This is a genomic window from Rheinheimera gaetbuli, assembly GCF_054781935.1.
Map to the genome: position 1 here is coordinate 114556 of NZ_BAAGTL010000012.1, position 13253 is coordinate 127808.

A 13253-nucleotide genomic window follows, 5' to 3' on the forward strand; every position below is an offset into this window, starting at 1 on the left:
TATGGATGCAGTATACAAATCGACACCATACAAGGACGGGCAAGGGAACCCTTTAGTGGAAGCGCTACATTTTCTTCTCGAGCCGGAATTTCAAGCAAAAGCGGTGTCTGAATGTTCTGATTGGTGCCCACCGGATTTCTGGCAATTGCCCAAAATTGTCCGGCTAGCTAGTTTAGCTGGTTTAAACAGGATCCATGTGCCTGCGTTGCAGCAGGAACAATTGTATGAAAAGGTCGTCAGCCAATTATTTGATTCGTATTGCACACGGAGTCCGTTAACTGCTGAGTCAAATAGGCTTAAATATGCACTTGCTGTCGGGTTAAAAGAGCGAAAAGTAGTAGCAAGGAGTGCTATGACAACAGCGCCAACAATGGTTGTGGATGGACCTTCCGGTGCTGGAAAAACAAGCACAATTTTAAAAGTTTTAAATGCCATACCACAAGTTATTGTTCACCGCGATTATGCTGGTGTGCCTTACCAGCAGTCGCAGTTAGTTTGGATATCAATTGATTTGCCCGCAACCCCCAGTATTAAAGCGTTAGCGCTGAGTTTTTTTCGAGCCGTGGATAATGCTTTAGGGACGGACTATTATGAAAAGTGGTCCAATAGAAATCGGGACAGTGTCGATCAGCATATTACAGGGATGCAATTAGTTGCCCAAACTCATGAACTCGGGTTAATACACATTGATGAAATGCAGTTTATGGTGAGCTATGCCCAGAGCAAAGACAAGCCCTCAATGGTAGTACTCGAAGCAATTTTTAACAAACTCGGTATCCCGATGTTGTTAAGCATGACTACCGCTGGTCTCGATTTATTTCGCGCAGACTACTCTGCAAACGGCCGTGCAGATTTTACTATCGCCAGGCGGATGTTAAATGACCGAAGATTAGAGTTTTTTCCCGTCAAGAGACACAGCGAACAATTCATACGGTTTGTAAACGCACTGTTTCCTGAAACGGCGTTATTAAACTGTACCGCGCTATCACCAGAATTTATCGATCAGTTTCATTACCTGAGTTGTGGATTGCCGGCAATTATGTCTCGTCTAGCAAGCCAGCACCATGAATTCTTGATCCAGTTAGTTGAGAAAAAAGGGCGGAACTCAATGCGCACTGATGATGTAAAACTGCTGTTGTCGGTGTACAAAAATCAATTCACATTCATCGATCCTGCATTGAGTAGCTTAAGGCTTGGGCTAGTGAATGAATTCGAGAAACGAGCGTCTGCAACGACAATTCAAAGATCGGCTCCTCTTAAAAAGAAGGTCGCCCCAAAGGAGACTGTTGTAGTTTCAAATAGCATGTTTTCACCTATCAAAAGCGATAACAAGGATAGTCGAGCAACGTCCACCCTCAAGACAGGGGAAATTTAGTATGTATTGGTCTTTTAAACCAACGCTATTGCCAGACGAGCACATGTTATCTGGTGTTGTGAGGATGTTACTTTTGATGGGGCAAAAAAGCTTGCAGTCTGCTCAAGGGCAACTATTGGGTCGCACTGTACCGTTAAGCAATTCCGTTATTGTTCATTCGGCGATGAAACATTATCTGGACGATGCGACAACTAAACCCGACAGGCAAAAATTATTACTAAGGCACTCTCTTTTGGGCTACTACAGCCATGGGCTGCCATACAGAGCTGTAAGGGCCGCCTTGGATGACACCATGCGTGATATAACAACACCGCGAATTCCGCAATTAACTAAGTTAAAGTTTGCTGGTGTTTGGCGATATTGCCCGTTATGTGCAGAGAGTGATTTGTTGCAATATGGCACGCCATACTGGCGGACGAGTCATCAGATCCCCTCATCAATTACCTGCAATCATCATCCAGAAACTCTCTTGATTAGTGGCTGTGAATACTGTGGTTCCGGTATTAAAGATTTAATTGAGCAACCGCTACCGGTTGTTGGCTCGTGCCCTCATTGCAACGCTAGTCTGGAAGCCAAAAACTTCAATCACAATGATGTAACAAAGTGGGTTCAGATACAGGGCTTAAAATTATTATATGAAACAGATGATTTGATCCGGCTTCGATTTAGCCATGCCATGAAATACGGCGTTGCCTTTAGGGCCAGCGTTAAAGGTATTTCTGGCTGGCAGCGTATTGATGCTGCTGAGCGTCGTTTTGATGCATGGCTGCGTGAAAATACTTTGGGAATTTACTTCACACCGGATGTCATGGAAAGCGACGATAGAGTTAAACGACTCTATAGCGCGATCCGTTACGCTGAATCTGTTCCTCCGGTCTGTCACTTGCTGGCGTATCAATTTCTGGGGATAAGCGATTTTAGTCAGTTGGAGTTGGAAGATGACAAGATTTCACCTGTCGCTACAGCCGAATGAAACCTTATACAGTGTGTTAAGTCGCATAGCGATAAGCATGGGTTACCCAACCGCAGGTATCGCACTTCAATTGCTTTTTGGCTCTAAGAACAAGCAATTGTCCTCAGCTTTTATTTCTGTCATTCCCCAGTTATCTGAGCTTACCGGGATTGATCGGCGCACTTTGACAGAGTATCACACGGTACTGCCTTTGTTCCGCTCCTTTGTGCCAAAAGAACGGTATCAAGTTGCTTTGGTGGAGCTTGCCGATGGGCGTAACGCCACACTAGATAAATTGCTATCTACATCGGCCAATGGCATGAAACTCTCGGGCGAAATGCGTTATTGCCCTTTGTGCTGTAAAGAGCAAACGCAAAGGTATGGTTATCCGTACTGGTATATTCACCATCAATTACCAGGAGTATATGTTTGTCTTAAACATCAACAGGTTTTGATTGCAGTAAAGGTAATTCGTAAAAAGTTAGCGCTACCTGGAGATACTAATATTTTGCACTATGCAAAACGGGATTTGCTGTTGAAGTTGGCGACATTCGCAACCGACGCTTGGAAAATGCCACTGGTTAACTACTGTGCAAAACGTTATCGCCATTGTATCCGAGAGAGATTAGACAGGTCCGGGTATGGTACTGAGCAAGGACGTATCCGGCAGGAAAAATGGCAACGTGAATTTACAGCGAATTGGACAGCATACAGTTATATTCCAGACATAGCTGAACTGTTGGAAAACGAAGCTGGTTTGTACCTGCAATCATTTTTCTACAATGAAGTTAAGGTGTTATCTCCTTTAAAAAATTTATTGGTGTTGGCGTGCCTGTTTGATAGCTGGCAAGACTTCAAAGAGTTTTACCGGTTGTTTGATGAGCAGAAAAATGAAGAGCAAGAATCGCCAGTTATTACAGATAAAGCGGTGAGAGTTCCTCACTATATTCCTGATCAACACGGCAGCCTGAGAAGCTTTGCAAAGCGTATTAATTGCTCAGTTATCACGGCCAAAAAAATTGCGCTGCAACAAGGTGTACAGATTGATCGCCGGCCGCAGCTATTGTTTGGTGCAGAGCGAGACATGATAAAACAGTTGCTTAAAGACGGCCTCTCAACAGCAGCAATTGCCGCAAAAATTGCCTGTAGCGTGGCATCGGTAGAGCAAATATTGACACAAAACCCCGATATCGTTGCCCTCCGTAAGAATTTGCGTTTAAAAAATACCCGACAAAAACACCGCACGACTATTCGGCTGTTACTTAATAACCACTCAGGCTGGCGCCGTAGTGACGTGCAAAATGAGGCAAGGGCCGCATATACCTGGCTATATAAGCATGATTCGGATTGGCTGTATCAGCAGTTGCCAGCAGAAACTCCGCGACAGCAGCGGTGGTCGCATTGACGAGTTATGAACTGGTTAATAAAAAATAATTGTAAATTTAGATGAGTTTATTTGACAAAATAAATTCATAATCTAATCTAAATTCGGTCCAGAGAGTTGTAAGATTGTTCATCGTTGTTGGATTGTTGAAACGGAAAGTTTTAACAACACGTGAGGAATGTTACTGCTCGCTGATCTTGTCAAGTTGTTTATCACCGATCCCCTCGTTGTCGTCTTGAATTCTTTCTATTTAGAACTGCGAACCTAATCGATATTGGGGGCATACATGGCTGAGCACATTCTAATTTGGGTTGGATCTTCATTATTTTTTTTGGTTTTTATTGCGTTTCTTGGTCTCAACATTAACAAGAGGCTACTAGGTATTCTGATTGATTCCCGTGGAAAAATGAGTTTGTCTCGTCTCCAGTTATTTCTTTGGACAATGTTGTTCGTCCCTTCAATATTTACTGTCGGAATTGCTCATGATTCTATGAATATTTTGCTATCACCAGAGCTGTGGGCCTTAATGGGGATTAGCTTAGGGTCTGCTACCGGTTCAATAATGATAAAAGGAGTTAAAAGTGCTCAAGAACCAGCGGTAGATTATTTGAATTTAGCTAACTTCTCTAAAAGTAGGACTGGTCTACTGCAAACAAATTCGGAGAGCACTCAAGCAAAATTTGTAGATATGTTCAAAGGAGAAGAAATTTCTGATTTCGATTACATGGACATTTCAAAAGTACAAATGTTCTTTTTTACTATTGCTGCATGGATGGGATATGTTGGTGTTCTTTATACACATCCGTTTACTGAAATTAATGGTCAGATTGCTTTTCCCGCCCTCTCTGCTGGAATAGTGACGCTCATTGGAATTAGTCACACAGGTTATTTGACCGTTAAGGCTTCAGACAAAACACCCAAAAGTCAACTCTGACTGCTTAGAGCTGGATAGTATGGATGAAATTGAACCCGACGTTTATGTTGCAGGATAAGAAGAATGATAAGGAATTGGTCAGGGTGATTACAAAGTAGCAACTAATTTAGGCTTATTTTAATTCTATTGGTTTACGTCATGTAAGCAACTGCTGTTATTTGTTTTATAAATTAGCACTATAACTCTGACCCGTGTGGGGAGGCGAAATGTCGTCATTGGTATATGGTGGCTTTGATTTACGTATTGGCGACCGTGATCGTGAGTCGGGCGTGTCTGGTTCTAAGCATCGTTATGGCGGTAAGGACGTAGACCCCACTCAGCTGCCGCATCCTGACCCCGGTCACGTCAAACGGCTCCAAATGGATCTAAAGACATTCGGATTCGCTATCGTGGGGGAGCCTGATGGTGTTTTCGGTACAAAAACGGAATTCGCGGTTCGCGAGTTCCAAGTTTATGCGCGGCTGCGCCAGGTGGCGTATCAGACGTCGATTTACGATCCCGATACGATCTACGCCGATACACTAGTATCCAAAAGCAATCAGAACCCCTATACGGGGCCGGTGACGGGCAGTGCCAATGCCGAAACACGCGCCCGGTTAGAATTATGGGGCGATATGAAATACCGCTGTCCTGTCGTGATCGAAGCATGGCGGATACATGGCGGGCAGATGGTCGAGTGCATTGAGCAGAACCTTTGGCATTCAAAGGATCTTCGTGATAGCAAGTTGAGAATGTTCGCCCGGGACTTTAGCGGGCGCTATGGAGGAACGTGGCCGCCTGTGCCGGACGGCAAAAACGACCGGGCGGTTGTTGGCGAATACACCGGCAGCAAGACCAGCCGTTACGTCGGCGGTCCTATATCGATGGCGCCGAGGCATGTCTGGCCATCGGCAGAAATTCTTCCAGGCAACATCGTCGGTAAGGCTTGGGCAGATATGTCCGCAGCCGAGCGTTCGACGTTCCGGGTCATCCGGACGATTTCTGAGGCTGAGGCGAGTGGGTATTTCGATAGCGTCAATGCCTGGGACACTGCCGTGTTGTCCCTTGGGTGCTACCATCACACGATCCTCCTTCTTGCATATAACAAAGAAAAAAAGAAATGGATACTCGACAAAGGGGAATTCGGCGCGAATCTAGTTTATATCAAGAAGAAATTTCCTGGGGCTTATGAGCGTTTCGCGGCCCAATGCGGCATCCATGTCGACGAGGATTGGGACCGCGACCGAACGAAGATATACGTCAAGGGTTTGCGAAAATACGAAGCTTGGGTGCGCGTGAAGGATCAAGACGACAACTGGATCGACACAAAGGACTTGAAGTACGCGGAGTACTTTAGGAGTTGGCACTGGTTCTACCGTGCACAGATGGCGATGCGCACTGACGCGGATTTACAAAAATCGTTCTGGCTCATGACTCGCATCAGAATCCGTGACGTTCTTGATACGCCATGGCCGAAGGATGACAAGTTTGAGCTTCGTTTCAATAAAGGGAGCGTCGATCGGGCTGCGACTATTGGCGATGTATTCAAGTCGGAATTAGCGACCGCGCTGATTATGCGTTGGCACGTCAACCGCCCGGCGCCCGTAGTAAGCAAGGGCGGAACATTTCTGAAAAAAATTCTTACTATTGCCAAGATTACTGAGAAAAACACTGCGAAGTGGACCGACAAGGATGAGACAAAGCTGATCAGTGCGATCATAAAGCTTCTCGAAACCGATCGGAGAGCGGGTCCAATTCAACTCTTTAAGGATTTTACAAAGATTGACGGATGGCCGAGTACGCTTGGCTCGTTGCACGGGTCGAAAGGGCGGTCCGCCCTGCGTCATAACGTCGACAAGAATGGAATGGCTCCGTTGGGGCGGCAAAGGATCGGCAACGGTGCATTCCAACTCGATACTGAGGGATTGTGACATGAAGCTTGTATCTCTGCGTATGATACTAACTTTATTGTGCATAGCTGCTACCGGAGGCTGCAGTATCGGCCATTTAAACGAAGTGGTGTTGCTGGCGCATGGCCCGGCGCCAGATGTATGCGAGTTATTTGAAAGTGATTCCGCGTATGGCAGAACGAATATGCAGCCCATGTTTAAGCCTGTGGGAAACGAATTGGTCTCATGTTCGTCGCAAAAAAATAAGAACTACTATCCAGCCTTGAGGCTACATTTTGGTGACAGGGTTAATCTTCATCAACTGACATTTGGGCAAGCGACATACAACTACATCAGTGTCTTTGACATTCGCCCACCCATTGATTTGGCTCTTACGTTTGTATTGCGCACTATCGGTGATGATGGGGCTTTAGCAGACGAAGAAGAAATTTTTTTGCATGCCATTCAGTCGGTTGCTCGAGCCGAAAATTATGGGGATACAAATGGCTCAGATGGGGCTACGACCATGGCTATTGCTGAAAAGTTTTCCGATCCTGATGTCAGACGGTCTTTGTGGAACAAAATGCCTGATGCACTACGCCTAGTTAACGTAGAACAGTACGATGAAAATAAAAAAGATCGGACGCGCTGGCAGTTAACAATAAATATGAAAGCACTGTGCAGCGTTTTTCCAGACCGCAATTTGTTCGAAAAGGCTTACGGCTCGATTGCGGCTGTTTGCGAGGACGATGTTTTCCGCCCTATCGATTTCGGGCAACGGGGCTTTCGGCATCCAGCGTATGCGGCAGCGTTCTTTGAATCAGGCGAAGCAGAGAGTAGAACTTACTACGATACTATCCCGGTCTCTGGCACATTCAGTTTCGTCGCCGTAGAAGCCCGCGGCGCTTCAATGCGGACCCCCGGTAGCCCCGAACAGAATTGGAGTTTGAAGGAATGGCAGGCTGCGGGAATATGCAGGTTTGACTCTATTCCCTCCGAAGTTGCTGTGATCCGGCGTTTGAAATTGAAAGGAGTCGGGCTGGTCGACTGGATAAGGATAATCTATGGCGACGTCGCCAAACCGCTAGTAACACACAAAGTTCAAATTGCTAATAATTTACCTACAGATCAGTCAGGACCACGTCGCCATCTAACGAAAGTGCGTGGCGGCTATCCATATCGTATAGATGCAGATGATCTCGATAAATTGCACCTGAGCGATATCACTGAGATCGAATGGGGTAGGGAGCCTGACGATGGAGCGTGGCTGGCTCGAAAATGGTCTGAATCCATAACTTCGCAGTGCGAACTGTGACGAGGGAGCTAAGGGCATGAACAGCACACTAAACCTTTTTGGAATTCCGCTGCTCTTCGATGATAACGGGTTGAAATACGACTCGCTAACTTACGAAGATCGGACATACGCCTGCATGGTTGAAGGTAAATTTAAGAACGCCGAAAGGACGCTGTTCGAATTAAGTGTCGACGGTGAACTCCCGAACGGTCGGTTAAAGTTACATCAGCAATTTAAGTGTACCGTAAACTCGGGTGTCGTTTACTTATTAGCGACTGCTGCAAAAATGATAGTGCCTTCCGCTGTGCTTCACCTCGACATTGAGTACCTGCGGACAAATATTTCTGTTGAACCAGACTCGAGTGGACGATTTGGAGTCGTCGTAATTGATGGGGCAAGTCCCGTAAAAAGTTATCTGTTGGAAGGCGGGTACAACGATGGCATCGAGACTGTCTCCTTGTTGAAGGACTCTTGGCGGTCGACCTCTATTGTGTTTGATATTCCGTTCGCTGCAATGCGTGCGATGCCGTCCAATACATCTGTCCGTTTCACCGATTTGATGGTGTCATCGAGCCGAGCACGAATTGAGAAGAAACAACAACTACCTGTTCGCGAGATCACTATTATCGGCGAAAATCTGAAGATCTATGCGTCGTCTTCCACTGGAGCACTGATGTTGCATCCAGACATTCTTGACACGAGGCGAGTTCGGCCCGTGGTCGGAGACAACGATTTCCTGTATCAATATGCCTTGGTAAACGGTCAGTTGACATGGTCGACTAGATTTGGTCACGAGAATGAAGATACCAGGCTTCGTTGGGTCGCAATAGATAGTGACGCCGATCCTGGCATGGTAGTGTTCCGTCACATTGATGAACACGGTAACCCGATAATGCTTGTGCCGCGTAATTCATCGGAAGGATTTCGCATTGGATATCGTAACGGTCTAATGTTCGATGTAGAGCGGAGTAAAAATGCGATTGACTGGGAACTCACCAACCGCGGTGCTTGCGTAGTGTTAGACCAGGATGAAAACGGAGCACGCATTCCCCTTGACTGTGAGTTGCGCGGCATGGACCCACTCGTATTGTATGGCCGCCCGCGCAAGACGGAGCCGGACGAAAACGATGACCCCTTCGACGACCCATACTGGTTAACCGGCGGCAAGGTGATATACGCCAGCCGCGTACCGGTGGAGCTGCACGGGCTTCTTAAGGGAACATACATGTGCTGCCCCCCGGACGTTGCGCAGGATGCCTGGGACCGCGGGCTGACGGGGCATGCAGCGCAGATCGTCGTCAACCCGGTCGAAGGCTTGAACCAGCAGGAAATCTTCCACAAGAGCGAAATCCTCCTAAAGCCGTCGTCGAATTGGGACGTCGCCGCCGAGATTGAGGAACGGCGCGTCTACAACGGAATTGCGCCAACCTTTGGAACCCCCGAGATACTGAAGCGGGTGGCCAAATCGACCAAACAGGTTGCAGTCCGTCTGCCATTGATTGACACCGCCTACGCGCTCGCCAACCTTGCCGGCGTTGGTCGGGGAAATACCGAAGGTGACAAACTCGGCGACGCTCCGATCTTGCGCGAAGGAGTCAAGTGGCTGAACGAGCTCGACGGCCAGTTCAGTCGAATGGAAATCTACGCTGCACCGGAATTGAAGGCGAATACCCATGTGAGTGGGCGCGGGCTTGTTCCGGCAGCAGCACAGCCGTTCGAAACGGTGATTACCTTGCCGCCGACTACTGCATGCAGCATCCTCGCAACCAGATTGCCTGGCCCTACAATGCTCGCGAATGTGATCTACAATCACGGCGGCGTCGTCGAGAATACGGCAGTCACAGTCTTGCGCCGGTTCGAATCGGCGTTTCACTACGGCGGTAATCGCGACCCTCAGTCCCAGAGCGATGTCATCGCCGTTCAAAACCGCATCGACACTTTGCTCAACCCAATACGGAACAACTTTTTCGAGAAGTTCCTAGACCCGGAAGGACTGAACTCGCTTACAAAAGAAGCCGTCATCGCGCTTAAACGGTATCTGGGTAAAGATCGTCCGTACACTGAGGATGGGGAAGGCGATGCACCGGATGCTTTTTTCAGCGACATGCTGGGGCGTACAATAGAACTGTTGGAAAATGAGGTACCGATATGGGGGATAGATGATGATGAACTCGACTTCCTTCGCACGTACTTGAATACGATTGACGCGCAGGAGTTTGAGGATTTTTGGCGCGCTCGTATCGACGAAGACTTCCTTACAAAAGGGTTCTTCGACTTCGTTTTCGCGCCGCCAGACGGCCAGACTTTCCGCCGCGCGGTTTCGGCGATCTATCCCGAACTCAAAGGCCTGAAGGACCCCACGAAATACAAGAATTTCGTCGCTGAGGAGTTGAAGGTGCACGTCGATGTGCTCCGCGAGCACGTGCTGCCCTTCACGTCTGTCGAGCTAGAGCATTTTCAGAAGCTGCTCAGCGGTTTCCCAATCACGTTCGAAGAAGGTGTTGACGCCTTGCAATTGCTCGCTCGCAATATCTGGGAAGAGCATCAGGACGAAGTAATGGATTCCCTGCGCCGCGAGTTCGGTCCATATCTAACCGACGACGTGTATGCGGCGCTGCTGGAGCGGACGGATCAGGCCGCGCAGTTCCTTGACATCCTGAAAGAGGTGAGCGGGCTTTTCGAAAAACTGAAGAACCTTGGCGACCTAAAGACCTTTAAGCCTGAATATCTTTTCTTCACGAAAAGATTCAAAACGAAGCAACTTGGCGATCAGACGAATGCGGAGAAACTCTGGTCGCAAAAGTTCGATCTCTGCAGGCTAGGCGACTCCATCAAATGGAACTTCTTCTTAGACTCTGAGGCTTCCGTTCTAGTCAAACTAACTGAAAAGAAATCCCTTCCTGAGCTCCTGCGCTCTCTGGAGGCCGAATACAAAACGCTGGCCAAGCCCAATCCTCTCGGATTGCCTTCGATCCCGCCCGACGAGGACGTGCAGGGTAATAGCACACCGCTCGACCGTTTCATTGATATGTTGCATCCCGCCTTGAAGACCGCCGACTGGACGGGTGTTTTTGTGATATCGCCGACGGCGGACATCAGCGAGGACGTCATTCTCCGTGACCTCGCCGGGCTGGAATACATCCAAGCAGCGTATGCCGCGATCGGCGGCGCCCGGCCGCATGGTCACGGACAGCAAGGCCCAGCCATAGATGTTATCGCGTCGATTTTTAACGAAGAGCCTAAACCGAAGGGTTCGAAAGGGTCAACGGAGAACCGAGGCGACCTTGACTTCGCGCTCGTCAAATTCGACGTGACTATCAAGAATACGAAGGTCGAGGAAGGCGAGATCGTCTTTCGGTTGGACCCTCAGACCCTTTGGGGGCGCACATGGCGCGACGACGAGTCTGACGACGAGGAAAAGAAGAAGCTGCGCCGTATGTTCGTCCGGGGCTCTATTCCAAAGGAGGAAAAAGCCTCCGGCGAGGAGAAAGCGCCGCCGTCATTCGAATTTGCTGCTTGGTTCGATCCGCCGAAGACGATCGACATCGACGTCGCGTTCATCAAGTCGTTTACCCTAAAATCTATTCGCGTTGGACGTCACAAGGGGCGCACGGCGATGGAAATAGACGGCAAGACGGACTTCCAGAAATACAGTGTTCCTGCCTTGGGAATCGAGATATTCGAGGGAGGAAACGGCAAAGTTGAGCCGCTGCAGCTGAGCGATTTCCGCATATTCCTGCCAGCTTTGACGGGGGGCAAGCAGATCGACTTTGGCGTGTTCCGCGATCTGGATTTCGACTTTCCGTCAATCAAGTTCGCGATCCCCAGGCCTCGAGGGCTCAATCTCTGGGGTATTGAGATCGTCCCAAAAGGGCTTGGTTTCTTCCGACGTTCGATGGAGAAGGGTTTTAGGGATCTGGAGGCCGGGTACAATTGGCTGGACGGTCTTAAGCTTGGTGGAGCCACCGACGGCTTGTCCGTCCCACTGATCGAGTTCTCGGTTGACTTCGGCAAGCTGCCGGAGTTCGGTGGCAGCAACCTTAAGGGCCTCAAGTTTCAATTGGCGCTGGCGATTGGCTGGCAGGACAACAGCCCCCAGTGGACTGCTCTAGGTCTCTCGGGACTGGATGCGAAGGACATTACGATCGATCTGTTCCGACTACTCACCCTCAAGATCGGCGATTTCAAGCTCGACCGCTTCAAGGTCGAGGATCCGACCGGGACCCACGAACCGGCAGTCGACGCAGGCGGCATTCTGGCAAAGGACGTCGAACTGAAACTGCTCAACTGGTCACCGCTACCGGAAGATAGCGAACTGAGCATGCTCTTCTTCCAGCCCGACAGTCGCACCAAGCAGGACAAGGCTGGGTTGGTGTATTACGGAATCAAGGACCGCGATCAGGTCAATGATGACTTCCTGAAGATTTTCTGGGTTCTTATTGGGCACAACCTAGCCCTTGATCCAAAGGTTCTGAATTTCCTGATGTTCGAGAACAGCGATGGCGATTACACATCGATTATGGATGACATTGTGCCGCGCGATGCACGCGGTGAGCGTGGCAAGATCATCAAGGCCAAGGTACTAAGCGAAGAGAGCTGGCTTGCGGGCGTTTCCTTCGGTCTTGGCGACATCCTCGACGAATGCAGCTTCGTCCTGCACGACAAACACTATTATGGCATTCGCCTCAGCGCGTTTTGGGTGGAGTCTATTTTCGGCCAGCGCACGATCGAGCTTGCCTATATTCCGGGCACCGTACCGCAGTCGGATCGATTCCGGACCAATCTTCGATTGCCCTTCCTGGATATGTTCGGGCTCATGCGCTCTGGTGAGTTCGCATTGGAGTGGGCGCCGAATTGGGACTACCTGATAGATGTCGGCTTTCCTTGGAAGACCAAGAACGGCGCCAACTGGTTCCGGTCTTTCGCGGCTGGCCAGGGCGTCGAGGCTAAGATCGGATTCTATTTCGACAAGCGGACCGAGCTGGTGCCGACCGGCGCCAAGACACTAACTATCTCGGCTGGCATGGGGTATTACGTCGGGTACTACTGGGGCAGCGGCAACGGCACGGCCTATGTGAGAGCGGGAATCGGCGTGTTCGCGATACTCGAAGGCAAGGTCACGTTTGAAAACAGCTCGGGAGGCAATCCGTTGCGTGGTGCCGTCGTCCGTCTCGAAGTGACCGGCGTCATCGGAATCTTCGCCTATGGCGAAGGTGGCATTGATGTTTGGATCCTGAGTGCGCGTTTCCGGGTCGCTGCGATCGCCGCAATCGAAGCCCAGATTCTCCTGCAGCGCGGTTCGCCCACATCGCTCAACTACACGGCTTATTTGTACGCTTACTACTCAGGGTCCGTGCGTGTGGGATCCGGGCCATTCAAATGGACGTTCAGAGTCAGTGGCCGGATCGGCACTGAAGTCACTGGCAAACTGTTGTTGAATTAGGAG

At 49.3% G+C, this 13253-nt stretch carries 7 protein-coding genes; all 7 read left to right on the forward strand.

Translation table 11 applies throughout. From position 1 onward, the window contains the following. Position 1: 1 nt before the first annotated feature. The 7 genes from ACYVIC_RS11180 (at position 2) to ACYVIC_RS11210 (ending at position 13250) form a co-directional block, all read left to right on the forward strand. Positions 2–1375: an ATP-binding protein gene (locus tag ACYVIC_RS11180; RefSeq protein ID WP_460859953.1), complete on the forward strand. Its 1374-nt coding sequence runs from the start codon at positions 2–4 to the stop codon at positions 1373–1375. A 1-nt stretch (position 1376) separates the two neighbouring features. Next, a complete protein-coding gene (locus ACYVIC_RS11185; protein ID WP_460859955.1) occupies positions 1377–2348 on the forward strand; it encodes a TniQ family protein in 972 nt (323 codons plus the stop codon). Next, positions 2314–3732 carry a TnsD family Tn7-like transposition protein gene (locus ACYVIC_RS11190; protein WP_460859956.1) on the forward strand — a complete coding sequence of 473 codons (1419 nt, stop codon included), beginning with the start codon at positions 2314–2316 and terminating at the stop codon, positions 3730–3732. The genes ACYVIC_RS11185 and ACYVIC_RS11190 overlap by 35 nt, the downstream gene beginning before the upstream one ends. Positions 3733–3997: 265 nt before the next feature. Continuing rightward, positions 3998–4645, forward strand: coding sequence for a hypothetical protein (locus ACYVIC_RS11195; protein ID WP_460859958.1), 648 nt, complete (start codon positions 3998–4000; stop codon positions 4643–4645). A gap of 206 nt (positions 4646–4851) precedes the next feature. Further along, positions 4852–6555, forward strand: coding sequence for a peptidoglycan-binding domain-containing protein (locus tag ACYVIC_RS11200; RefSeq protein ID WP_460859960.1), 1704 nt, complete (start codon positions 4852–4854; stop codon positions 6553–6555). Position 6556: 1 nt separating this feature from the next. Next, on the forward strand, positions 6557–7828 hold the full coding sequence (locus tag ACYVIC_RS11205; RefSeq protein WP_460859962.1) for a hypothetical protein: 1272 nt from the start codon (positions 6557–6559) through the stop codon (positions 7826–7828). A gap of 16 nt (positions 7829–7844) precedes the next feature. Further along, positions 7845–13250, forward strand: a complete 5406-nt coding sequence (locus ACYVIC_RS11210; RefSeq protein ID WP_460859964.1) for a hypothetical protein — start codon at positions 7845–7847, stop codon at positions 13248–13250. Positions 13251–13253 lie beyond the last annotated feature (3 nt).

Coding starts and splice junctions, on each gene's coding strand:
- ACYVIC_RS11180 (WP_460859953.1), top strand. CDS start 2: ATGGATGCAGTATACAAATCGACACCATACAAGGACGGGCAAGGGAAC.
- ACYVIC_RS11185 (WP_460859955.1), top strand. CDS start 1,377: ATGTATTGGTCTTTTAAACCAACGCTATTGCCAGACGAGCACATGTTA.
- ACYVIC_RS11190 (WP_460859956.1), top strand. CDS start 2,314: ATGACAAGATTTCACCTGTCGCTACAGCCGAATGAAACCTTATACAGT.
- ACYVIC_RS11195 (WP_460859958.1), top strand. CDS start 3,998: ATGGCTGAGCACATTCTAATTTGGGTTGGATCTTCATTATTTTTTTTG.
- ACYVIC_RS11200 (WP_460859960.1), top strand. CDS start 4,852: ATGTCGTCATTGGTATATGGTGGCTTTGATTTACGTATTGGCGACCGT.
- ACYVIC_RS11205 (WP_460859962.1), top strand. CDS start 6,557: ATGAAGCTTGTATCTCTGCGTATGATACTAACTTTATTGTGCATAGCT.
- ACYVIC_RS11210 (WP_460859964.1), top strand. CDS start 7,845: ATGAACAGCACACTAAACCTTTTTGGAATTCCGCTGCTCTTCGATGAT.